The 22393-nt window shown below is 74.3% G+C and carries 18 protein-coding genes; 8 read left to right on the forward strand and 10 right to left on the reverse strand.

What is annotated here, in order from left to right; all coding sequences use genetic code 11:
• Window positions 1-130: 130 nt before the first annotated feature.
• Both AB0950_RS21125 and AB0950_RS21130 read left to right on the forward strand, forming a co-directional pair.
• Window positions 131-760 (forward strand): peptidoglycan-binding domain-containing protein, encoded by a 630-nt coding sequence (locus AB0950_RS21125; RefSeq protein ID WP_366779183.1) that lies wholly within the window; start codon window positions 131-133, stop codon window positions 758-760.
• A 280-nt stretch (window positions 761-1040) separates the two neighbouring features.
• Window positions 1041-1484, forward strand: coding sequence for a flavin reductase family protein (locus AB0950_RS21130; RefSeq protein WP_360156613.1), 444 nt, complete (start codon window positions 1041-1043; stop codon window positions 1482-1484).
• Between the two features lie 250 nt (window positions 1485-1734).
• Here the strand turns inward: AB0950_RS21130 and AB0950_RS21135 are convergent, their stop codons facing one another.
• The 5 genes from AB0950_RS21135 to AB0950_RS21155 form a co-directional block, all read right to left on the reverse strand.
• Window positions 1735-4149, reverse strand: a complete 2415-nt coding sequence (locus tag AB0950_RS21135) for a SpoIIE family protein phosphatase (RefSeq protein ID WP_366779184.1) — start codon at window positions 4147-4149, stop codon at window positions 1735-1737.
• Between the two features lie 178 nt (window positions 4150-4327).
• The gene (locus AB0950_RS21140) at window positions 4328-4702 is read right to left on the reverse strand and encodes a hypothetical protein (RefSeq protein ID WP_360156542.1); all 375 of its coding nucleotides are present in this window, start codon (window positions 4700-4702) and stop codon (window positions 4328-4330) included.
• Window positions 4703-5150: 448 nt separating this feature from the next.
• Window positions 5151-6068 carry a MurR/RpiR family transcriptional regulator gene (locus tag AB0950_RS21145; protein WP_360156539.1) on the reverse strand — a complete coding sequence of 306 codons (918 nt, stop codon included), beginning with the start codon at window positions 6066-6068 and terminating at the stop codon, window positions 5151-5153.
• 78 nt (window positions 6069-6146) lie between these two features.
• Window positions 6147-8027: a phospholipid carrier-dependent glycosyltransferase gene (locus AB0950_RS21150; RefSeq protein ID WP_366779185.1), complete on the reverse strand. Its 1881-nt coding sequence runs from the start codon at window positions 8025-8027 to the stop codon at window positions 6147-6149.
• Window positions 8028-8492: 465 nt separating this feature from the next.
• Window positions 8493-9176: a nucleoside/nucleotide kinase family protein gene (locus tag AB0950_RS21155; RefSeq protein WP_366779186.1), complete on the reverse strand. Its 684-nt coding sequence runs from the start codon at window positions 9174-9176 to the stop codon at window positions 8493-8495.
• Between the two features lie 85 nt (window positions 9177-9261).
• On the opposite strand from AB0950_RS21155, the gene AB0950_RS21160 reads away from it, so the two are divergent.
• Together AB0950_RS21160 and AB0950_RS21165 are read left to right on the forward strand one after the other, a co-directional pair.
• On the forward strand, window positions 9262-10002 hold the full coding sequence (locus AB0950_RS21160; protein ID WP_360573088.1) for a beta-phosphoglucomutase family hydrolase: 741 nt from the start codon (window positions 9262-9264) through the stop codon (window positions 10000-10002).
• Window positions 9999-12353 carry a glycosyl hydrolase family 65 protein gene (locus AB0950_RS21165; RefSeq protein WP_360156527.1) on the forward strand — a complete coding sequence of 785 codons (2355 nt, stop codon included), beginning with the start codon at window positions 9999-10001 and terminating at the stop codon, window positions 12351-12353. Before AB0950_RS21160 ends, AB0950_RS21165 begins: the two co-directional genes overlap by 4 nt.
• 126 nt (window positions 12354-12479) lie before the next feature.
• Here the strand turns inward: AB0950_RS21165 and AB0950_RS21170 are convergent, their stop codons facing one another.
• On the reverse strand, window positions 12480-13373 hold the full coding sequence (locus tag AB0950_RS21170) for a M56 family metallopeptidase (RefSeq protein ID WP_366779187.1): 894 nt from the start codon (window positions 13371-13373) through the stop codon (window positions 12480-12482).
• The gene (locus AB0950_RS21175; RefSeq protein WP_366779188.1) at window positions 13370-13753 is read right to left on the reverse strand and encodes a BlaI/MecI/CopY family transcriptional regulator; all 384 of its coding nucleotides are present in this window, start codon (window positions 13751-13753) and stop codon (window positions 13370-13372) included. Before AB0950_RS21175 ends, AB0950_RS21170 begins: the two co-directional genes overlap by 4 nt.
• Window positions 13754-13981: 228 nt before the next feature.
• Here AB0950_RS21175 and AB0950_RS21180 point away from each other — a divergent pair, with 228 nt between their 5' ends.
• The 3 genes from AB0950_RS21180 (at window position 13982) to prcB (ending at window position 18132) form a co-directional block, all read left to right on the forward strand.
• Window positions 13982-15469 carry a hypothetical protein gene (locus tag AB0950_RS21180; protein WP_366779274.1) on the forward strand — a complete coding sequence of 496 codons (1488 nt, stop codon included), beginning with the start codon at window positions 13982-13984 and terminating at the stop codon, window positions 15467-15469.
• A 754-nt stretch (window positions 15470-16223) separates the two neighbouring features.
• Window positions 16224-17204 (forward strand): lysylphosphatidylglycerol synthase domain-containing protein, encoded by a 981-nt coding sequence (locus tag AB0950_RS21185; protein ID WP_360156518.1) that lies wholly within the window; start codon window positions 16224-16226, stop codon window positions 17202-17204.
• Window positions 17205-17277: 73 nt separating this feature from the next.
• Entirely contained in the window at window positions 17278-18132 is an 855-nt protein-coding gene (gene prcB, locus AB0950_RS21190) for a proteasome subunit beta (RefSeq protein WP_360573081.1), read from the forward strand.
• A 26-nt stretch (window positions 18133-18158) separates the two neighbouring features.
• Here prcB and AB0950_RS21195 read toward each other — a convergent pair whose 3' ends face one another.
• Genes AB0950_RS21195 through AB0950_RS21205 form a run of 3 tightly spaced genes read right to left on the reverse strand, consistent with a single transcriptional unit; the run spans window position 18159 to window position 20130 of the window.
• Window positions 18159-18863 (reverse strand): phosphatase PAP2 family protein, encoded by a 705-nt coding sequence (locus AB0950_RS21195; protein ID WP_366779189.1) that lies wholly within the window; start codon window positions 18861-18863, stop codon window positions 18159-18161.
• Window positions 18860-19474 (reverse strand): phosphatase PAP2 family protein, encoded by a 615-nt coding sequence (locus tag AB0950_RS21200; RefSeq protein ID WP_360156509.1) that lies wholly within the window; start codon window positions 19472-19474, stop codon window positions 18860-18862. Before AB0950_RS21200 ends, AB0950_RS21195 begins: the two co-directional genes overlap by 4 nt.
• A complete protein-coding gene (locus AB0950_RS21205; RefSeq protein ID WP_360156506.1) occupies window positions 19471-20130 on the reverse strand; it encodes a DedA family protein in 660 nt (219 codons plus the stop codon). The genes AB0950_RS21200 and AB0950_RS21205 overlap by 4 nt, the downstream gene beginning before the upstream one ends.
• A 213-nt stretch (window positions 20131-20343) precedes the next feature.
• Here AB0950_RS21205 and efeU point away from each other — a divergent pair, with 213 nt between their 5' ends.
• Window positions 20344-22374, forward strand: coding sequence for an iron uptake transporter permease EfeU (efeU, locus tag AB0950_RS21210; RefSeq protein WP_366779190.1), 2031 nt, complete (start codon window positions 20344-20346; stop codon window positions 22372-22374).
• The last annotated feature ends 19 nt before the right edge of the window (window positions 22375-22393 follow it).

A 22393-nucleotide genomic window follows, 5' to 3' on the forward strand; every position in this document is an offset into this window, starting at 1 on the left:
CAATGGTTCTTACCGAGTTGAGCGTTTCGGTCGTTCGAAGGGAGGGCGACTGCGCTGAACGGCGGCACCCCCGGCGTCGTATCTCACGAGGGGGCGACGGCCACGACGGGGACGACGGAAGGAGAGCCCGGTGCCGACACCGCCCGATCCCGAACGGCCGCACACCGGTCCGGTCCTGGAACCCGTCCGGGTGCTGCGGCCCCGCCGTCTCGACGGGCTCGCGGAACTGATGCGCGAGATGGAGAGCGTCCCGGTGCGGGCGGCGCCCACCGAGGAGGCGGAGACCCAGGAACTGCCGCCCGTACGGCCGCCCCGCACCGCTCCCGGCATACGCCGTGCGGCCGTCGCCGTCGCCGTGGCCGCCGCCGCGCTCCTCGGCTTCGGCGGCGCCCTGCTCCTGCCCGGCCGCCAGGACTCCGCCGCGGCCTCACCCCCGCCGAGCGCGGCGACCACCGCCCCGCCCACCACGGCATCGGCGCCCACGCCCTCCCTCGCACCCTCCGCCGCCGACCCCGACGGTCCCGGCACCCTCCGCCAGGGCGACACCGGCCCCGAGGTCACCGAACTGCAGGAACGCCTGCTGCGCATCCCGGACGTCTACCGCGACGGCTCCACCAGCGGCACCTACGACACCGGCCTCACCGCGGCCGTGGCCAGATTCCAGCTCTGGTACGGCATCACCGGCGACGAGACCGGCGTCTACGGCGACGACACGCGCCGCGCGCTGGAGTCCCGGACCGTCCTGCCCGACGATTCATGACAGGCCCGCGGGGAACCCCGGGAAAGCGGCGCGGGCCCCACCGCGGGCCTCAGGCCTGACCGGAGGCCCGCCCGGCAGCGGACGGGAGCACGGTGCCATGACGGACGTGGACGGCAGGACAGAGATGAGGGACCCGGGCGGTACGGCGGGGGCGGTGGGCGCGGGCCGTTCGGCGGACTCGGAGGGCGGGTTCGATGCGGTGGGTTCCGTGGACCGGGATCGTGGGGTGAGCGGGGCGGAGCGCGGTACGGAGCGGTTCTTCCAGCGGCTCGACCCCGACATGTGCGTGGTCACGGCCGTGGCCGGCGGTGAGCGGGGCGGGTGTCTGGTGGGGTTCGCCTCGCAGTGCTCCATCCGGCCGCCCCGGTTCGCCGTCTGGCTGTCCAAGGCCAACCACACCTACCGCGTCGCCCGGGCCGCCCAGTATCTCGCCGTCCACCTGATCACCCGCGACCAGCGGGACCTCGCGGAGCTCTTCGGCGGCCGGACCGGCGACGAGGTCGACAAGTTCGCCGGCCTGGACTGCGCGGAGGGCCACGGCGGCGCGGTGATCGTACGGGACGCGGTGGCCTGGTTCGTCGGCGCCATCCTCCACCGCACCGACGGCGGCGACCACGTCGGATTCGTCCTGGAACCGGTGCAGTGGGGCGAGGGGCGCGCCGCCGGGCCGCTGCTGCGGCTGTCCGACGCGATCGACATCGAGGCCGGTCACCCCGTGGACTGAGCGGATTCGAACAGCGGGCGACACCTGCGAAAGCCCTTGCCGGGGCGGTGCCCAGGCCTCATCATCACACTGCTGCCGTACGACGACCGAAAGCCAGCCCCGATGACCGGCTCCCGTATCCCGGGCCTGCTCCTGCCCGCCGTGTTCCTGCTGGCACTCGTCGCCGGCCTGTGCTGGTACTGGCGGCACCGCGACGACGACTGACCCGGCGCCGCCGTCCCCGCCCCCGTACCCGGGCGCGGCGACGGCCTCACACGTGCGCGTCCGCCACGTCGTCCACCGGCATCCGGATGTCCAGCACGCACACGTCGTCGCGCCGCTCGTCCGCGATCATCGTGGTGAGCAGCGCGTCCAGGGAGCCGGACTCGCCGGAGCCCTGGACGCGCACCGCCTCGGCCAGCCGGTCCAGGCCCGCCTCGAGGCCCTCACCGGGGCGTTCGACCAGGCCGTCGGTGAACAGCAGCAGCCGGTCGCCGGGCTCCAGGCGGAGTTCCGCCGACTCGTAGACGGGGGCGGCGCTCGCGCCGAGCAGGATGCCGCCGGGCCGGTCGAGGTAGCGCGCCTCGCCGTCGCGCACGAGCAGCGGCGGCAGGTGCCCGGCCTGCGCCCAGGTGAGGACCTGCCGGTCCGGGTTGTAGCGGGCGAGCACCATGGTCGCGGTGATCTGGCCGTCACGCGAGTGCAGCAGCAGATAGTTGAGCCGGTCCAGCGCCCCCGTCAGCGAGGAGCCGGTGGTGACCATGCCCTTCGCGGTGAACCGCAGCTGGGCCATCGTGGCCACGGCGTCGACGCCGTGGCCCGCCACGTCACCGACCACGAACAGCGCGTCGTCGTCGGGCAGTTCGATCGCGCTGAACCAGTCGCCGCCCACGTGGATGCCGGACTGCGCGGGCAGATACGCGACCTCGATCCGCAGCCCCGCCCGCCGCACCGGCTTGCTCGGCAGCGGCAGCAGCGCATGCTGCAGCCGGGCGGCGAGGGCCCGCTCGGCCTGCAGGATCCCGCGCTGCAGCAGCATCGCCCGCTCGCTCTCCACCAGCGCCAGCTCGGCGCTGCGCTGCGGAGTGAGGTCCTGGACGAAGCCGTGCACCTCGACGGGGCTGCCGTCGGGCGCCGTCACCGCTTCCGCCACCAGCCGCAGGTGCCGTGTCCCCTCGTCCGTCCCGATGCGGAACGGCACGTCGCACGGCCGGGCGTGGCGGACCAGTTCGGCGATGGCGTGGGCGAGCGGGCCGGTGTCCTCCGGCAGGGCCAGGTCCGGCAGCCGCAGCAGACCGAGCGGCGGCTGCGCGGGCCTCCGGCCGAGCACGGCGTACGTCTGCTCCGACCAGGAGACCTCGCCGGTGACCAGGTTCCAGTTGGCCCAGCCGAGTTTGCCGAGCCGCTGCACGTCGGCCAGGCGCTGCTCCTGGCGCTCCACGCGGTCGTGCCGCACCCACGTGACCAGCAGGCCGTCGCCCAGCGGGGCGGCCCGCACCGAGTAGGTGGCGGTCACGAGCGTCTCGCCGACCGGGTCCTGGTGGACGAACGGCGCGCTCTCGAACGGCAGCCCCGTCTCCAGGGCCTCCAGACAGCCGTGCCACAGCGGCTCGCCCGCGATGAACGGATAGCTCTCCAGGATCCGCCTGCCGGCCAGCTCCCGGCCCTTGCGGCCGAAGCCGTCGACCGCCTCCGGTGTGACGGCGTCGATGCGGTAGTCCTCCACCTCGCCCGAGGCGGTGCGCAGGGGAGTCAGCAGCAGCGCGGCGCCCGGCAGCGCGTCGAGCACCGCCTGCGCGGCCTGGGCGACGCCGTCACCGGCGGGTTCCCGGCCGGTGTCGAAGGCGCGCAGCCGGCCCGCGGCCAGCCGGGCCACGGCCTGCAGGAGTTCCCGCTCGCGGAGCGCGAACGCCCCGCCGCCCCGGCGCAGCACGCCGAGGGCCGCACCCGCGCTGCCCCCGTCCGGCAGGGGCAGCCAGGCCCTGCTGGGCCAGCGCCCCGGCGACTCGCCGAGCAGCAGGAACCGGTCGGTGCGCACGGGGATGTCCTCCAGCCACTGCGGCCGGCCGGACCGCAGGGCGTCGAGCGCGGCCACCCCGGTCACCGGGGGCACGTACCGCCATTGTGCGGCGAGGGTCCGGTCGATGCCGGCGTGCCCGATCAGTTCGAGTCCGCCCTCGGGCAGCCGCTCGTACAGCAGGACGGCGTCCGCCTCCGTCTCGGGCGCGAGGTGGTCCAGCAGGCACCGGGCCAGCTCCTGCGGCGTGCCCACCCGGACCAGGTCGCGGCCTATGCGCCCGAGTGTCTTCGCGAGGTCGGCGGTGCCGGTGGGCGCGGCCTGGCGCGGGCCGGCGGCCGGTGCTTCGTCCGGGGGCGGTGCGGCGGACGGCCGCTCCTTCGGCGGCAGCAGCGCGCCCAGGGTGAGCCAGCACTGTTCGAGGAGGGTGCGGTTGCCGTCCCGGGCGCAGCTCGCCAGCTCTTCGTGGGCTGCTTCCGGGGTGCAGCCGGTGACGGCCATGAGCACGCCCTTGGCCCGCTCCACGACCGCGGAGGTCGCGGACAGGTCCCGCAGTCTTTCCAGCTCCGCGCGCTGTCGGGCCACGACTCTCGCCAGAGCCGCCAGATCGGCGCCGGTGGGATCCACCGGGTGCACGGGCTCGCTCGTCACGCGACGAGCATGGCACATCAGGGGCCCTTTGATCACCTGTCTGCGGGACCCGGATTCATATGAGCTGCACACGGACTTCGTACGACCGCCAGCGGACATCCGCGAGTCGTCCGCAGGGAAGGGACGCGGACCGCCCGCGAAAAGGCGCGGACAGGGCCACGGCGTCGACCGGCGGAACCGGGGCGGGCCGGCCGGCTCAGCGGCCCGTGCCGCGGGCGGCCAGGGCCTCGCTGACCGCGCGGACGCTGCGGGCGATGTGTTGCAGCTGCAGGACCTCGGCGGCGTACAGCTTGATCGTGTGCTCGATGACCGACTCGGGCAGGCCGAGCATCGGCAGCTCGGCCCGGGCGGTCTGCAGCGCGGTCCGCGCCACCCGGATCTCCTGCTGGACCTGTAGCTGGGCGTGCCGGGCGAGCAGCACGGGGTGCCGGATGAGGGCGGGGTAGCTGGCGTAGCGCGCGGGGATCAGCTCGCGCAGCCACTTGGCGGCCGAGCGCTCCCAGTCGTACGAGCCCGGCTCCTTGACCTGACAGGGCCAGTCGGGGCTGATACGGGTGCTGGTCAGAGGCATGGTGATCGCTTCCGGTGTGCGGCGTCGTGAGGGTGGTCGACGGGTGCGGGGCGGCTCCGGCCTAGGGGATGACCGGAGCCGCCACGGGCGCATCGCGCAGGCGGTGCGCCCCGTACACCCCGGGCGCCGACGTGGGTAGGGGACGGCGGCTGGGGGTGTCCGTGCGGGGCCCCGGGCGCCTGGGGCCTGCGCTGCGCGGGAGGTGCTGACGCATGGGCGGTCCGTCGGCTTTCTCGGGGCGGTGTACGAGCGGTGAGTCCGCAGGTGCGGAACGTGCCCGAGTGGTGATCCGGGCGCGATCCGTGAGCAGTATTTATATATGCCGTCCGCTTTGCAAGACGTATGAAAACATTCATGCGTCATTTGTCGTGGATGATCCCCGTCCGTGGCAGAGGTGACCGCAGGATCTTCACCGCACCCGGCGCACGGGCGCACGAACCCGCGCGATTCAGTCCTTCAGGAAGAACTGGTGCTGGTCGGAGAGCTGCTCGTACTTCTCCAGGCGGCCCTGGGTGCGCTCCGGGTCGGCGTCGGTCATGGCCTGCAGCAGCGCGGCGGCCAGCACACCCGGCGCGGCGTAGGAGTCGAACACCAGCCGGGAGCCGGTGCCGGTGGCGAAGGTGACGTCGGCCTCGTCGGCCACCGGGCCGAGCGCCAGGTCGGTCACCAGGGCCACCTTCAGGCCGGCGCCGCGCGCGACCCGGACGGCCTGCAGGGTCTCCTGGGAGTGCCGGGGCATGGCGAAGGCCAGCACCCAGGTGCCGCCGGCCTCACGGCACTGCAGCAGCGCGTCGTAGGCCACGCTGCCGCCCCGGGTGACCAGCCGTACGTCGGGGTGGATCCGGCGTGCGGCATAGCCGAAGTACTCGGCCAGCGACTCCGAGATCCGCAGCCCCAGCACCGTCAGCGGCAAGGAGCGGGACAGCTCGCGGCCGACGTGGATGATCTTCTCCGGGTCGGCGAAGTCGCGCCGCAGGTTCTCCAGGTTCTCGATCTCGGCGTCGACGGCCGCCTGGAGCTCGTTGGCCCGGTTCTCCTCGCCCGGCCCGCCGGCCAGGCTGCTCAGGGCGATCGACTGGAGCTTCTCGCGCAGCGCCGGATAGCCGCTGAAGCCGACGGCGGCGGCGAAGCGGGTGACGGACGGCTGGCTGACCCCGACCCGGTCGGCCAGCTCGGTGATGGACAGGAACGCGGCCTCGGTGATGTGCTCGATCAGATACTGGGCGATGCGCCGCTGCCCCGGCGACAGATGGGGGCCGTCGAAGAGCTGCCTCAGCCGCGAGGTCGGCGACGCCTCGGCCTCGGGCGCGGTCTTGCCGGACGTGATCGCTGATGCCTGTGCGCGAGCCTGCTGCGGCGAGGGCACCGGTCCGCCTCCTTTGTCTGCCACAAGCACTCAACATAGCTCACCCACCGTCAGGAACCGGGGTGTGAGCAGGCGCGATCAGCGGCGGAACAGGCTGATCGAATGCCCCACGTCACCGGCCGGACGGCTGCCGGCGACCAGCTCCGCGAGCCGCCCGCGCGCCTTGGCGAGCGCGGAGTCGGACACCACCAGCAGCCCGTGCACCCGCTCCGGCGGCACCCCGCGCGGATCGGCCGCACGGATGCCGTAGTACGACGGAACACCGCTGCCCTTGTACACCAGCCACACCCGCTCGCCCGGATAGCGCTGACGGAGCCGGTCGGCGAGCCGGCCCAGGTCCTGTCCCCAGTCCACGTTGGAGTCGTGCAGCAGCCGGTGGGTGCGGGCGGGGCCGCCGAAGGCCTCGTTGGAGTACGGCAGGTAGTACGGGAACGTCCGCAGCGAACTCACGGCGGTGAACAGCACCAGCGCCGCCGTCACCACGGCCGTCCACCGCCGGCCGGGCCGGGGCACACAGGCCGCCGCCACCGCCAGGAACACCGGCACGAACAGCGCGTACCGCGTCCCGAAGTCCCGCGACCCCGTCATCGCCGCCGCCAGCAGCACCCCGGGCGGCAGCAGCAGATACGGCGCCGCGGGCCGCAGCCGGCGGGCCGCCACGACCGCCACGGCACCGGCCGCGCCCAGCACCAGCAGCCCGAGCGGCGTCTTCACCAGCAGCGCGGCCGGCAGGTAGTACCAGAGCGAGCCGGTGTACAGATGCCCGAACAGATACCCCTGCCACGGGTACGCCTCCAGCGCGAACTGCACCCGCATCCCCGCCCGGTACGCCCCCGGCAGCGGCAGCAGGTCCACCAGCCGCCCGCGCAGCCCGTGCAGCGCCGGGACCGGCTCGGCGGGGGAGAACCGCAGGCGGGGGTCGACGGCGAGATACGCGGCCCAGACGACGGCGACGGCCACCAGTCCCACCACGACCGCGCCTGCGAGTGCCCGCAGCGTTTTCCGGCGCCGGGCCTCCGGGGGGCCCGCGAGGGCGGACAGGGCGGCGCTCAGGGCGTCATACGCGGAAAGGGCCGTGCGCAGGGCGGCGCGCGCGGGCAGGGACAGGGGATTGCGCGGGCGTGCGCCGGCCGGGTGGGCGTCCCGTTCCCCGCGGACGTCCTTTCCGGGTGCGGCCGTTGAGGGCGCGCCCGCCTCCGGCCGGTGCGCCGGGGACGCCAGGACGGACAGCGCTGCCAGCGCCATCAGCACCGGAACCGCCGGAAGGGCGCTCATCTTGGTCGCCAGGGCCGCGCCCAGAGCCGCACCGGCGAGCGGCAGGTACAGCGCGGGCCGGCGACGGGCACGCCACACCAGCCAGGCCGACGTCAGCACGAACCCGGCCATCGGCATGTCCAGCGTGGCGAGCGAGCCGTGGGCGATCAGGTCGGGGGAGAGGGCGTACAGCGCGAGCGCCACCAGACCGCCCGCCGCGCCGGTCAGTTCGCTCGCGAACGCGAACGCGACCAGCCCGAACAGCAGGGTCAGCACGATCACCGGCAGCCGCGCCCACAGCATCACCCGCCAGGGGGCGTTGCCCGACTCGTACAGCAGATGCCGGCCCACGTCCCCCTGGGTGCCGGTGTACGCCGGGTCGTAGTGCGGACCGGCCACCGCCACACCGGCCGCGATCAGCAGCTTGCCGAGCGGCGGATGCTCGGGGTTGTAGCGGATCCGGTGCTCGTGCAGATAGTCGGTGGCCGTCGCCACGTACACCGGTTCGTCGATGGTCGGGGTCTGCTGCACGGCCGTCGTCACCATCGCCGCGGCCATCTGGGCGAGCAGCAGCGCGGCCAGCAGCGGCACCAGCCACCGACGGCGGCGGCGCAGCCAGGCGTACGCACGGCGGCCGGCAGCCGGCCGCGGCCCCGCGGCGGCGGGCTCACGGGTGAGGACCAGGTGCTGTTCGCGCGCCATCATCCGCCCCGCGGTGGCACCGGCAGGGGGGCGGCGGGAACGGTGGTGGACCCGGACATGGCCCCACTGTCGCACCGCACCCGCCGCCACGGGCGTCACCGCTGCACGAGTCGTACCGGCAGACCTTCTGCCGTGTCCACGGATACGGCCCGCAGCCGGCCGGAGTTCATCTCGGTCCGGGTGAACCGGCCGCACAGCCGGGGCGCGTCGAGGACCGGCAGGACGCGCGACGCGGGGCGTGCCGCCCGTGATGCGCGCGCCCGGGCCGGCAGCCGGCGTGGCCTCGGCCGGCACTGTGCCGCGGTGCAGCGGTTGCGGTCGGCCGGCGTCAGGGCGCCGGTGCCACTCCTGGTCGGGCCGCCGCGCCGCCGACGTCGCTGCGCCAGGGGCCGGCCGCCGGGAAGCGCGGCGGGAACGCGGCGTCCGCGTCCCACCGCGACATCCAAGGCTTACCGGCGCCGGCCAGTCCTACCCCTGCCCCGTCGGCTGGATCTCCGCCGCACGGGTCGGCGACCGCAGCGCGGTGGCCGGTACCACCAGGTCCGCCCGTTCCCGGGTCCCCGTCACCAGGTCGGCGTTGCGCTGGTCCGTGCCCAGGACCCAGGCCACGGCCGTCTCGTGGTCCTTGCCGAACTCCTCGTGCCGGGCGATCAGCCGGCGGATCCGCTCGGGCTCGTCCGCCTCGCAGTACCAGACCTCGTCCAGGCACGGCCGTACCCGCGCCCAGGAACCCTCCGCCAGCAACAGGTAGTTGCCCTCGGTCACCACCAGCCGGGCGGCCGGCGGCACCGGGACCGCGCCCGCGATCGGCTGCTCCAGCACCCGCTCGAAGCCGGGCGCGTACACCACCTCGTCGGTGTCCTCGCGCAGCCGCCGCAGCAGCGCCGCGTACCCGGCCGCGTCGAAGGTGTCCGGGGCGCCCTTGCGGTCCCGGCGGCCGAGCCGGTCCAGTTCGGCGTCGGCCAGGTGGAAGCCGTCCATGGGGACGTGCGCCGCCCAGGGCGGGCGGTCGGCGTTCAGGGCGTGCACCAGGTGCTCGGCGAGCGTCGTCTTGCCCGCACCGGGGCTGCCCGCGATGCCCAGCAGGGCACGGCGGCCGCCCCGGACCAGGCCACGGGCGCGTTCGAGGAGGTCGTCGAAGGTCAGCGGCACACAGCAGAGTGTGTCATCAGGAGTTTGCGGAAACCTGTGGCGTGTACCACTCACTGGAAGGCGGCTCATGGGGAACAGTGCCGGTATGACTCAGCTCGGTCTGCCCGACGAAATCCAGGCCTGTCTGTTCGACCTCGACGGGGTCGTCACCAAGACGGCCGTCGTGCACGCGGCGGCCTGGAAGGAGACGTTCGACGCGTTCCTGCGGGACTACGCGGGAGAGCAGGGCCGGCCGTTCGACGCGGTCGCCGACTACGACGAGTACGTCGACGGCCGCCCCCGCGCCGACGGCGTCCGCGCCTTCCTCGACTCGCGCGGCATCCACCTGCCCGAGGGCACCCCCGACGACCCACCGGACGCCCGTACGGTGCACGGCCTCGGCAACCGCAAGAACGTCCTGCTGCTGGAGAGGATCCGCACCGGCGGGGTGGAGGCCTACGACGGCACCCTGCGGTATCTGGAGGCGGTCCGCGCCGCGGGGCTGCGCACGGCGATCGTCTCCTCCAGCGCCAACTGCCGGGACGTGCTGCGCGCCGTGGGCGCCGAGCATTTCTTCGACGTACGCGTCGACGGCGTGGTCGCCGCGGCACGGCACCTGCCGGGCAAGCCGCACCCCGACACCTTCCTCGCCGCCGCCCACGACCTGGGCGTCGAGCCCTCGCGGGCGGCCGTCTTCGAGGACGCGCTGGCCGGCATGGACGCGGGCCGCTCGGGCGGCTTCGGCTACGTCGTCGGCGTGGACCGCGTGGGCCAGACCGACGCGCTGTACGCGCACGGCGCGAGCATCGTGGTGAAGGACCTCGCCGAGCTGGGAGGCAAGCAGTGATCACCGACCGGTCGTACACCGTCGAGCCGTGGGCCGTCCGGGAGACCGCCCTCGACCTCGGCGTGCTCGCCCAGAGCGAGTCGGTGTTCGCGCTGTCCAACGGGCACGTCGGCTGGCGCGGCAACCTCGACGAGGGTGAACCGCACGGCCTGCCCGGCAGCTACCTCAACGGCGTCCACGAGGTGCACCCGCTGCCGTACGCGGAGGCCGGCTACGGCTATCCCGAGTCGGGCCAGACGGTCATCAACGTCACCAACGGCAAGGTCATCAGGCTGCTCGTCGACGACGAGCCCTTCGACCTGCGCTACGGCCGGCTCGTCAGCCACGAACGGGTCCTCGACCTGCGGCGCGGGGTGCTGGAGCGGACCTGCGAGTGGACCTCGCCGGCCGGGTCCACGGTCCGGGTGCGCTCGACCCGGCTGGTGTCGCTGACGCAGCGCGCGGTGGCCGCGATCGCGTACGAAGTGGAGGCCGTCGGCGACCGCAGCCGGGTGGTGATCCAGTCCGAGCTGGTCGCCAACGAGACCCTGCCCGGGTCGGACGGCGACCCGCGCGCGGCCATGGCGCTGCAGTCGCCGCTGGAGCAGGAGGACCACTTCGCCTCCGGCAGCCGGCTGCGGCTGGTGCACCGCACCCGGCGCAGCGGCCTGAGGGTGGCCGTGGCCGCCGATCACGTCGTCAGCGGCCCGGAGCGCACCACCACCCGCAGCGAGAGCGGCACCGACGTGGCCCGTCTGACGGTCACCTCCGTACTCGAGCCCGGCCAGACGCTGCGGGTGGAGAAGCTGGTCGCCCACGGCTGGTCCGGCGCCCGCTCGCTGCCCGCGATGGCCGACCAGGTCGACGCCGCGCTCGCCGCCGCCGCGCACGACGGCTGGCAGGGCCTGCTCGCCGACCAGCGGGCCTGCCTGGACGACTTCTGGGCGCGCGCCGACGTCGAGGTGGAGGGCGACGAGCAGATCCAGCAGGCGGTCCGCTTCGCCCTGTTCCACGTGCTGCAGGCCGGCGCCCGCGCCGAGCAGCGCGCCATCCCGGCCAAGGGGCTGACCGGCTCCGGCTACGACGGGCACGCCTTCTGGGACACCGAGATGTTCGTGCTGCCCGTGCTCGCCCACACCTCGCCCGCCGCCGTCGCCGAGGCCCTGCGCTGGCGGTACAACACCCTGGACGAGGCCCGGGAGCGCGCGGCGCAGCTCGGGCTCGCGGGCGCCGCGTTCCCCTGGCGGACCATCGCCGGACCGGAGGGCTCGGCGTACTGGCCGGCCGGCACCGCGGCCTTCCATGTGAACGCCGGCATAGCCGACGCGGTCGTCCGGTACGTCGAGGCCACCGGCGACACCGTGTTCGAGCGCGAGACGGGCGTGGAACTGCTGGTGGAGACCGCGCGGCTGTGGCGCTCCCTGGGCCACCACGACGCGCACGGCGTCTTCCACATCGACGGCGTCACGGGCCCCGACGAGTACAGCGCGATCGCCGACGACAACACGTACACCAACCTCATGGCCCGGCAGAACCTGCTCGCCGCCGCCGACGCCGCCGAACGCCACCCGCGCGAGGCGGGCCGGCTGGGCGTGGACGAGGAGGAGACCGCGTCCTGGCGGGACGCCGCCGAGGCCGTGCACGTCCCCTACAACCACGAGCTGCGCGTGCACGAGCAGCACGCCGGGTTCACCCGCTACCAGCGCTGGGACTTCGCCGGCACCCGCCCCGACCAGTACCCCCTGCTGCTGCACTTCCCCTACTTCGACCTCTACCGCAAGCAGGTCGTCAAGCAGGCCGACCTGGTGCTGGCCATGTACACCTGCGGCGACTTCTTCGCCGACCGGTACGACGACGAGCAGGTCGCCCGGAACTTCGCCTACTACGAGCCGCTGACGGTCCGGGACTCCTCCCTGTCGGCGTGCTGCCAGGCCGTCATCGCCGCCGAGACGGGCCATCTCGACCTCGCCTGGGACTACACCACCGAGGCGGCCCTGATGGACCTGCGGGACCTGGAGCACAACACCCGCGACGGGCTGCACATCGCCTCGCTGGCAGGCAGCTGGATGGCGCTGGTGGCGGGCTTCGGCGGAATGCGCCGCGACGGCGAGCGCCTGCGGTTCGCGCCGCGTCTGCCCGAGCGGCTGAGCCGGCTCGCCTTCAACGTCGAGTTCCGGGGCCGGCGGCTGCGCGTGGACATCGGTGCGGACAAGGCGACGTACGCGCTGCTGGACGGGCCGCCGGTGACCCTGCGGCACCACGGCGAGCCGCTCACCGTGAGCACCGACGGGCCCGCGGTGCGGGCGATGCCGCCGGTGGTGCGCCGGCCGGCGCCGGAGCAGCCGCCCCATCGCGCGCCGAACGGAGGCTGAGCGGGGACGGTTCGTCCATCGGCGGTGCGCCGTCCGGGGCGCGGTGGTCTGCCGTCCTCGGCCTTGTTGCCGCTCCCGCACGTTCTCGAACCCGGGGACCTGCATCGGGACGGTGCCCCGGCCCCCTCAGTGCAGGGCGCCGGACAGTTGCCGCAGCAGGTCGGCCGTCGCGTCGGCGGCGAGCAGGGTGGGGAGGGCGCCCAGGGCGAGGACGGCTGCCGCGGCCGGCCAGAGCCGTGGCGGCGGGGTGGTCTGCAGGGCGACGATCCGGCGGGTGACCGCGCGGTCGGTGAAGTGCAGGGCGCACGCGGTGCCGTTCCGGCCGGCGGTGAGCGCGGCCCGGGCCAGCGCGCGGGCGGCGGTCCGGCGGTCCCCGACCGCCGAGGCCGCCTGTTCGTCCGCCCAGCGCTCGACGAGGAAGGCGACGGCCGAACGCACCGGGCCCAGCAGCGGATTCGCCACCGCAGCGAAGGTCGCCGCCGTGACCAACGGGCCGTGCCGGTGCGCGAGATGGGCACGCTCGTGCGCGAGGAGGACCCGCCGCTCGGCGGGTTCCAGGGCGCTCAGCATCGCCGAGGTGACCAGGATGCGCCCCGGCCTGCCCGGGATCGCGAAGGCCTGCGGCACCTCGGAGGCGGCGACGATCAGCTCGGTGTCCGCCGGATGCCCCACGCACAGCCGGCGCAGAACCCGCCGGGTGCGCCGCTCGGCGCGCAGGGCCCGGTACACCCGCACGCCGACCGTCAGCAGAGCCAGACAGGCGGCCACACCGATCGCCCCGGGCACCGGATCCGTCACCGGGTGCCCGTCCTCGCGGGCCTCGCGGATCACCGGCGGCGCCGCGCCGAGCAGCGTCGCGGCCAGCAGGACCAGCGACCAGGTGGTGGCGGCAGCGGTCAGCACGGCCGCCGAGGTGAGCACGCGCGCGGCGAGGGCCGGTGCGACCCGCCGGGCGATCAGCGGGCCCGCCGCGGACAGCAGCAGCGACAGCACCAGCGGGGTGTAGACGTCGTACGTCATGCGCCGTCTCCGGCGAGCAGGTCGCGCAGCGCCCGCTCCTCCTCCGGGCTCAGCCCGGTCACGAACTGCTGGAGCGCGGCGATCGGGTCCGGGCCGCGGTCGAGGGCCTCGTGCATCGCCTCGGCCGTCAGCTCGGCCGCGTTCTTCGCCGGCCGGTACGCGCCGCGCCGGCCGTCGGCGTCCCGCAGCACCAGCCCCTTGTCGTACAGGCGTTTGAGGATGGTGTGCACCGTGTTGTAGGCGAGCGCCCCGTCGACCTCGGTCTGGATCTCGGCCGGGGTCAGCGGCCGGTCCGTGGCCCAGAGAGTGGCCAGCACCTCGCTCTCCAGCGCACCGGCGCTGCGCCGCTCCGCCCTGCCGCGGGACTCCGTGCCAGCCATGCCCCAACCTTACAGCGCGTAGTGCCATCGGCCGGATGGCCCTGTCCGCCCGGTGGAGGGCCGGATTTCGGGGTAGTTTGGCGGTGTTTCCCCCCAGCTCGACGGTGTTTTCACCTTACTTTGCGGTGTTCTCACCTTGCTTGGCGTGTATTCCCGACTCCCGTCCTCGACCCTACAGAATGTAGGGTGAACAGTCGTCCCGCGCATCGTGGGGCATGAGGGGTGATGATGGCCGGCAGCGCGCACGCCACACTCGCGGGGCTGCGGCGCGAGCGCGCACGACGCGCGTCCGCCGGCGGCCCGCGGCCGCGGCCCACCGCCCCGCTCGCCGCCGTGGCGGCCGCCTTCACCCTGGCCCAACTGCTCCTCGTCCGGCCCGGCATGGGCCTCGGCTGGGACGAGACGGTGTACGTCAGCCAGGTCAGCCCGCAGGCGCCCGCCGCCTTCTTCAGCGCCCCGCGCGCCCGGGGCGTCTCCCTGCTCGTCGCACCCGTCGCCTCCTGGTCCACCTCCACCGCGCTGCTGCGGATCTACCTCGCACTCCTGTCCGGCCTCGCCCTGTACCTGGCCCTGCGCGCCTGGCGCGGCCTGTTCCCGGTGCGCGTCCTCGCCCTCGCCGGCGCCCTCTTCGCCTCCCTGTGGGTCACCCTCTTCTACGGCCCCCAGGCCATGCCCAACTACTGGGTCGCCGTCGCCGCCCTGGCCGCCGCCGGCTGCTTCCTGCGCGCCAGCGCCCATGGTTCCGGCCGGACAGCGCTGTGGGGCCTGGCGGCCAGTGCCGCGCTCATGGGCTGGATGCGGCCCATGGACGCTGTCTGGGCGGTCCTGCCGTTGCTCGCCCTCGGCCTCGCCCGCCGCCCCCGCCGGCGGGTGTGGGTACTGCTCGCCGGGCTCGCGGCCGGGGGCGCCGAGTGGGTGATCGAGGCGTACGCGCGCTACGGCGGCCCGATGCACCGGTTGTCCGAGGGCTCGGCGATCCAGGGCGGCATCGGCTGGCATCCCGCCGTCGTCGACCAGCTGCGCAGCCTCGGCGGCCGGGCGCTGTGCCGGCCGTGCACCGGCGCCCTGCCCGACCCGGTGCTCACGGTGTGGTGGTTCGTCCTGCCCCTGCTCGCGGCGCTCGGGCTCGTCGTCGCCGTCCGCGCCCGGCGTACGGCGGCCACGCTGCTGCCGGTCGCCTGCGCGGTGACCGCCGCCTTCCCGTACCTGTTCATGATCGACTACGCCGCCCCGCGCTTTCTGCTGCCGGCCTACGCCCTGCTCGCGCTCCCGGTCGCGGACGCGCTGGCGCACCTGGTCACCGCGCCGCGGCGGCCCTGGCGCCCGGTCGTCGCGACCCTGCTCTGCCTCGGACTCGCCGCCCATCTCGCGGTGCAGCTCGCCGTGCTGGAGAACACGGTCGACAACACCACCCGGGACCACCGCGGCTGGTCCCGCACCGCCGCCGCCCTGCACCGCCTCGGCGTCCGCCCGCCCTGCCTGCTCACCGGCGACAGCGCCATCCCCGTCGCCTTCTACACCGGCTGCTCCTCGGCGGCGACCTCCGGACACAACGCGAACAGCACCGAGGCCGCCATAACCGCCACCGCGCGCCGGATCCCGGTCGCGGCCCTGGTCCCCGACACCTCCCGCCCACCCGGCTACGCCCGCACCTGGCCGTCCGCCTCGCTCGACGGCCAGCGGTTGTACTACTCCGTACCCGGGAGCGGCCGATGACGCGCCGGGTTCGAGAAGGGGCCGGTGTGAGGTACCGGGTTCAAGAAGCGGCCGATGCGAGGTGCCGGCTTCGAGAAGGGGCCGATGCGAGGTGCCGGGTTCGAGAAACGGCCGGTCGCGCCGCCGCTCCGCGTCCGCGCGGGGCCGAACGCGTCCGGGCTCCGCGCTTCCGGGGGGCCGCCTACAGCTCGGCTTGGTGCTTCGGGGCGGCCGGGTGCAGCTCGGATTCGCGCTCCGGGGCGGCAGGTCACTTGCCGACGGGTCCGGGGTGGGCCGGTGGCTTTGGGACGGGCTCACGTCCGACGGATGGCATTGCGGCGGGTCTGGGTAAGGCTGGTGGCTTTGCGGCCGGCCCCGGTCCGGCCGCTGGCTTCCCGGTGACCCCGGGTGTGGCTGGTGGCTTTTCGGCGGGTCCGGGTCCGGCTGGTGGCTTCCCGGTGGCTCCGGGTGTGGCTGGTGGCTTTTCGGCCGCCCGGGGTGTGGCTGGTGACTTTCCGGCAGGCCCAGCTCCGGCCGCTGGCATCCCGGCGGCCCCGGGCCTGGCTGGTGGCTTTCCGGCGGCCCGGGGTGTGGGCGGTGGCTTTCCGGCGGGCCCAGCTCCGGCCGTTGGCTTCCCGGTGGCTCCGGGTGTGGCAGTTGGCTTTCCGGCGGCCCCGTCTCCGGTCGTCGGTATCCCGGCGCATCCGGAACCGCTCCATGACTTCCTCGCGTGCGCAGCACCGGCCGATCATGCCCCCGTACCCAGGAGAGGCCGATGACGTCCCCGATCGTCACCCAGGAACGGCCGGTCGCGTCCTCGCCGGAACTCGGCACGGGGCTCGGACGGCGGCACGTCTGCTGGCATGCCGGTGTTCTTCTGGCCGTCCTGCTCGGCGGGTTGTATATGGCACACCGGCACTGGGCCGCCCTGGAGAGCGGGGCAGGGCGGCTGGCCGGGGCCGACCAGGGCTGGCTGCTGGTGGGTGCGACGGCGGCCCTCGGCACCTGGGCGGCCTCCGCGCTCGCCCAGCAGGGCGCGGTGGTGCGGCGGCTGCCCGCACCCCTGCTGGTCGCCGCCCAGTTCGCCGCCTCCGCCGCCAACCATCTGCTGCCCGCCGGGCTCGGTGCGGGCGCGGTGAACCTCAGGTTCCTGATCCGCTGCGGACTGCCCGCCGGCCGCTCGGCCAGTGCCCTCGCCGTGAAGGCCGGCGCCGGCGGCGCGGTCCGGCTGGCGCTGATCGCGCTGCTCGCCCCGGCCTGCCCGGGCCTGCTGCGCCTGCCGCACCTCACCCCGACGACGCTCGCCGTCGCCCTGGGCTGCCTGCTGCTGCTCGCCGTCCTGCCCGCGACGCCCTGGTGGGCGCGCTGCCGCCGGGCCCTGTCGACGGTCCTGGCCGACCTCCGCGCCCTGCACACCAGCCCGGCCAGGGCCGCGGCCCTGTGGGGCGGCTCCCTCGCCTTCGCCGCGCTGCACTCGCTGGTGCTGATCTCCGTCACGCGGGCGGTCGGACTGCCGCTGCCCCCGCTCCAGGTGGCCCTGCTCTACCTCGCCGCGAGCAGCGCGGCGGCCCTGCTGCCCACCCCGGGCGGCCTCGGCTCCCTGGACGCGGCGCTCGTGTTCGCCCTCACTCTCTCCGGCGCACCCGGCGCGGCCGCGGCCTCCGCCGTGCTCGGCTACCGGCTGCTGACGGTGTGGCTGCCCCTGCTGCCGGGCCTGCTGGTCCTCGGGGTGCTGGTGCGGCGCAAGGCCCTGTGAGGGCGGGGAGTTTCCCGCGCGCCCGCCGCAGGTAGGACTCGGGTGTCGGGTGCCGTACAGGAGGGGGAGAGCCATGCCGGGGAACGACGCAGCGGGGCTGCCGAGCGAGGCGTTCTTCACGCCGGGGACGTCGTCCTTCACCGAGTTCCTGGCCGCGCACCGCCCCGGCCTGCTGCCCACGACGCCCGCGCTGCCCGGCGGCATACGGATGGCGCCCGGCGCTTTCCCGCACGGCACCACGGTGCTCGCCCTGACCTACCGCGACGGCGTGCTGATCGCCGGCGACCGGCGGGCCACCATGGGCCATCTCATCGCCCAGCGCGACCTGGTGAAGGTGCACCCCGCCGACGACTTCACGGCCGTCGCCTTCGCCGGGACCGTCGGTCTCGCCCTCGACATGGTGCGGCTCTACCAGGTGGAGCTGACGCACTTCGAGAAGATCGAGGGCACGCCCATGACCCTGGCCGGCAAGGCGACCCGGCTCGCGGCCATGATCCGGCAGAACCTCGCCCAGGCCATGCAGGGCCTCGCCGTCGTCCCGCTGCTCGCCGGGTACGACGTCACCGCGCCCGACGGCGGACGCGGCCGCATCTTCGGCTTCGACGCCGCGGGCGGCCTGTACGAGAAACGGGACTTCTACGCCGAGGGCTCCGGCTCCCCGTACGCACGGGGCGCCCTGAAGAAGCTCTACCGGCCGGACCTCACCCGGCGCGAGGCGGCCCTCGCCGCGCTCCAGGCGCTGTACGACGCGGCGGACGACGACTCGGCCACCGGCGGGCCCGACCTGAACCGCCGTATCTTCCCGGTCGTCTGCGTCATCACCGCAGACGGCTTCGAGCGGCTGCCGGAGGCGGAGACCGGGGACCTGAGCCGGGAGATGGTCGAACGACGCACCGCCCAGCCGGACGGCCCTCACGCCACGCCCTGACCTGCCCGCACTCACGCCGGGCGTGCTCACCCTCGGCGACGAGGATCCCGGGGCGCGTCTGTTTCCACCGGCTCGCCGGCCGCGTCGTCCGGGTGGGACACGGGCAGCCACCGGGCCGCCGCGAGGACGAAGACACCGAGCCAGCCGACGGCGAAGAGCCAGCCGCCGAGGACATCGGTGAACCAGTGCACGCCCAGGAAGACCCGGGTCAGCCCGACCCCCGCCCCCCAGCACGCGACCAGCGGGCACAGCACCGCCCGGCCGCGTGGCGCGCCCAGGCACAGGGCTGTGATCAGCAGACCGGCGGTCAGCGCGGCCGTGGTGGTGTGACCGGAGGGGAACGACCAGCCGGAGGCCTCGGTCTGCCAGTCGTACTGCGGCGGCCGGGCCCTGGCGACCAGCTCCATCACGCCGTACCGCAGCGCCTGCCCGGCGCCCAGGCAGAGCGCGCCGAGCAGCACGGCCACCAGCCGCTGCCGCGCGGTGCGTCCCGCGACCAGCCCGGCCAGGACCACCAGGACGTACGGCACCACGCCCGTGCCCGTGTCGGTCAGCCCGCGGGCCACCGCCACCGCCACCGGCGGGCGGTCCCCCACGGACCAGGACAGCAGGCCCTGGTCCAGGTACAGCGGCCCGTGGTCGTGCGCCACCACCGCGGCCAGCACCCCGAACGCCGCCCAGGCGCCCAGGGCGGCCGCGCCCGCCGGCCCGGCGAGGCTCCTGAACCTCACGGGGCTCCCGAGACCAGCAGCGGTCGCAGCCAGGTCTCCGCCAGCCGTTCCACCGGTCCGGCCTGCAGGCGCCGGAGCAGGATCATGGCCAGGCAGCCGACCAGTGCGCCGAGCACCGCCCCCGCCACGACGTCGTGCGGATAGTGCACCCCGACCCACACCCGGGAGGCGGCCATCGCGACCGCGCACACCGAGGCGACGGCGCCCAGCCGCCGCGAGACGAAGAACAGGGCGACCGCGGCGGCGCAGGCGACCGCCGTGTGATTGCTGGGGAACGCCCAGTCGCCGCGCGCCGGACAGGCCTCCAGCGTGCGGAAGGCCAGACGGCGGCACGGCCGGTCCTCGGCGACCAGCGGCTTGACGAGGCTGTTCACGCCGAACGCCGCCACCACCGCCACCGGCACGGCCAGCGCCGTCATGGCCGCGCCTGCCCCGTCGCGGCGGGCCCGCCACCAGCCCGCGAGCATGAGCAGCGCGAACACCGCCAGACCGTACGCCGACCACACGGCGATCGTGTCGTCCAGCCAGCCGGGGGAGCGGTGGGCGAGGTCCACCACGTCGAGGTAGAGCGGCCCGTCGACCGACGAGCCGGACAGAGCGAGCGGCGTCATCGGGTCTCCCGGGCCGCCCTGCGGGAGCGCAGTACCTCGGCGGCGAGCGGCAGCAGGGAGAGGACGACGATCAGCGCGATCAACGGCAGCAGGTACTTGTCGACGTTCGGGATCGAGGAGCCCAGCGCGTACCCCGCGAGGATGAGACCGAGGCTCCACACCAGGCCGCTCGCTACCTGCCAGAAGGTGAAGGTGCGGGCCGGCACCTCGAGGGCCCCCGCCAGAGGGTTCAGCACCGTGCGCACCACCGGGATGAAGCGGGCCAGCACGATCGCCTTGGCGTAGCCGTACCGCTCCAGCAGCTCCTCGGCGCGCTGTGCGCCCTCGCGCAGCTTGGCCGACCGGCTGCGGGCGAGCAGCGCGCCGCCCGCCTTCCGGCCGATCAGGAACCCGCACTGCGAGCCGGCGAGCGCGCCGACGGCCGCCGTCACCAGCAGCGGCCCGAGCGACAGGCGCACCCCGCCGGCGGACGTGCCCGTGCACAGCAGCCCCGCGGTGAACAGCAGGGAGTCGCCGGGCAGGAAGAACCCGATCAGCAGCCCGGTCTCCGCGAAGAGCACGACGCCGACGCCGAGCACGCCGAAGGCGGCGAGCAGCGAATGGGCGTCGAGCACGTTGACCGCGAGCTGCGACGCCAGATGTGGGGGAGTGGCCATCGCCGTACGCCCTTTCCTTCGACTTGCCTCGACAAGATCCGACTACACATTTGTAGACGGTCGACCGGGCTGTAGACGAACGGCGAGTGGCGAAGGTTCCCGGACTTTGCTTTCCCATTGCCTCTTTATGACCGGCCGACTACATGGTCCTGGTCATGATGGTCCGCGAAGGTAAGGCATGCCTTCACTAACTAACAGGGAGGGCAGCAGGGCATGTGGGACGACGCGTTTCCGAGTTTCCTGATCGGACTCAGGGAGGGACTGGAAGCCGGACTCATCGTCTCCATCCTCATCGCCACCCTGGTGCGGGCCGAGGCGCGCTCCCGGCTGCCCCAGGTGTGGACCGGTGTCCTCGCCGCCGTCGCCGTGGCGATGAGCTTCGGCGCGGTGCTCACCTTCACCGCCGCCTCCATGCCGCAGACCGCCCAGGAGGCCTTCGGCGGCACCCTCAGCGTGATCGCCGTCGCGTTCGTCACCGCCATGGTGTTCTGGATGCGCCGCTCGGCCCGCAGCCTGTCCGGCGAGCTGAAGGAGAAGGTGACCGGCGCCCTCGCCATGGGCTCCGGTGTGCTGATCCTCACCTCCTTCCTCGCGGTCGGCCGTGAGGGCCTGGAGACCGCCCTGTTCCTGTGGACCACCGCACAGGCGGCCGGCGAGTCGGCCGGGCCGCTGACCGGCGCCGGCATCGGCCTCGTCCTCGCGGCCGGCCTGTGCTGGGGCCTGTACCGGCGCGTGCTGAAGATCAACCTGACGAAGTTCTTCACCGCCACCGGCGCCGTCCTGATCGTCATCGCCGCCGGCGTGCTCGGCTACGGCCTGCGCGACCTCCAGGAGGGCGGCGTGCTCCCCGGCAAGACCGCCTACGCGGTCGACCTCGCGAGCAGCGTCGACGCCGGCTCCTGGTACAGCACCCTCATCCAGGGCGTCTTCAACCTCACCCCGACCATGACCTGGCTGCAGGTGGTGGCCTACGCCGGCTACTTGGCCGTCGTGATGACGCTGTTCGTGCGCGGCGTGCGGGCCACCGCACCGAAGCAGGCGAAGGAACGCCCCGCCCGGGACCCGAAGTCTGGCCGGCCCGAGCGGCGCCGCCCGGTGTGGGTGGTGCCGGCGGCCGTGGTCGCCGTACCCGCCGTGGTCGCCGGACTCGTCGTCGCCGTCTCCCGGCCCAAGCCCGCCGGCGACCAGACGGTCGCGGTCTCCGAGACCGAGTGCGGCAAGGGCTTCACCGCGCCCAAGCCCGGCCGGCAGACCTTCCAGATGCACAACACCGGCGACAAGACCTCCGAGGTCTACCTCATAGACCCGGCGACCAGCGCGGTCTACGGCGAGATCGAGGGCCTCGCCCCCGGCACCACCCGCGACCTGGTCGCCACCGTCGCCGGCGGCAGCTACGCCTGGCGCTGCGTCCCCACCGGCGGCAAGGCCGTCACCTCCAAGGCGGTCACCGTCAGCGGCGGCGGCGCCGCCACGCCGGTCGTCCCCGTCTCCGAGCAGGACCTCGCCGCCCCCCTGAAGGCGTACAAGTCGTACGTCGAGCAGGGGCTGGACACCCTGGTCGCCCAGACCCGCACCCTCGACGTCGACATCGAGCACCACCACCTCGGCAAGGCCCGCACCGACTGGCTCACCGCCCACCGCACCTACGCCTCCCTCGGCGCCGCCTACGGCACCTTCGAGGACTACGACAAGAAGATCGACGGCCGCGCCGACGGTCTGCCGGACGGCGAGCGGGACAAGGGCTTCACCGGCTTCCTCCGCCTCGAGTACGGCCTGTGGCACGGCCAGTCCGCCAAGGACCTGACCGGCCCTGCGCGGCAGCTCGCCACGGACGCCGAAGGGCTGCGCAAGGCCTTCCCGACCCAGGACTTCGACCCCGGCGACCTGCCGCTGCGCGCGCACGAGATCCTGGAGAACACCCTCCAGTTCGAGCTGACCGGCGACACCGACGAGGGCAGCGGCACGAACCTCGCCACCGCCGACGCCAACCTCACCGGCACCCGGGAACTGCTCACCGTCCTCAAGCCGCTGCTCACCCGGCGCGCGCCCAAGCTCCTGCCGGCCGTCGACGCGGACGTCGCCCGCGTGCAGAAGCTCCTGGACGCCGCCCACCACGGCGCCGACTGGACGCCCGTCGACAAGCTCGCCGCCGCCGACAAGCAGCGGCTCGACGGCGCCACCGGCCAGCTGCTGGAAGACCTCGCCCCCGTCCCGGACCTGCTCGAGATCCGGAAGTCCGCCTGATGGCCCACCAGCACCCGAC

The sequence above is a fragment of the Streptomyces sp. NPDC007189 genome, assembly GCF_040703635.1.
Lineage (GTDB): Bacteria > Actinomycetota > Actinomycetes > Streptomycetales > Streptomycetaceae > Streptomyces.

What these genes read in the sequence shown, in the direction of transcription:
- efeU (WP_366779190.1), top strand. Translation starts at nt 20,344, where the DNA reads ATGTGGGACGACGCGTTTCCGAGTTTCCTGATCGGACTCAGGGAGGGA.
- prcB (WP_360573081.1), top strand. Translation starts at nt 17,278, where the DNA reads ATGCCGGGGAACGACGCAGCGGGGCTGCCGAGCGAGGCGTTCTTCACG.
- AB0950_RS21205 (WP_360156506.1), bottom strand. Translation starts at nt 20,130, where the DNA reads ATGGCCACTCCCCCACATCTGGCGTCGCAGCTCGCGGTCAACGTGCTC.
- AB0950_RS21135 (WP_366779184.1), bottom strand. Translation starts at nt 4,149, where the DNA reads ATGTGCCATGCTCGTCGCGTGACGAGCGAGCCCGTGCACCCGGTGGAT.
- AB0950_RS21180 (WP_366779274.1), top strand. Translation starts at nt 13,982, where the DNA reads ATGGCCGGCAGCGCGCACGCCACACTCGCGGGGCTGCGGCGCGAGCGC.
- AB0950_RS21160 (WP_360573088.1), top strand. Translation starts at nt 9,262, where the DNA reads ATGACTCAGCTCGGTCTGCCCGACGAAATCCAGGCCTGTCTGTTCGAC.
- AB0950_RS21170 (WP_366779187.1), bottom strand. Translation starts at nt 13,373, where the DNA reads ATGACGTACGACGTCTACACCCCGCTGGTGCTGTCGCTGCTGCTGTCC.
- AB0950_RS21185 (WP_360156518.1), top strand. Translation starts at nt 16,224, where the DNA reads ATGACGTCCCCGATCGTCACCCAGGAACGGCCGGTCGCGTCCTCGCCG.
- AB0950_RS21200 (WP_360156509.1), bottom strand. Translation starts at nt 19,474, where the DNA reads ATGACGCCGCTCGCTCTGTCCGGCTCGTCGGTCGACGGGCCGCTCTAC.
- AB0950_RS21140 (WP_360156542.1), bottom strand. Translation starts at nt 4,702, where the DNA reads ATGCCTCTGACCAGCACCCGTATCAGCCCCGACTGGCCCTGTCAGGTC.
- AB0950_RS21175 (WP_366779188.1), bottom strand. Translation starts at nt 13,753, where the DNA reads ATGGCTGGCACGGAGTCCCGCGGCAGGGCGGAGCGGCGCAGCGCCGGT.
- AB0950_RS21130 (WP_360156613.1), top strand. Translation starts at nt 1,041, where the DNA reads ATGTGCGTGGTCACGGCCGTGGCCGGCGGTGAGCGGGGCGGGTGTCTG.
- AB0950_RS21150 (WP_366779185.1), bottom strand. Translation starts at nt 8,027, where the DNA reads ATGATGGCGCGCGAACAGCACCTGGTCCTCACCCGTGAGCCCGCCGCC.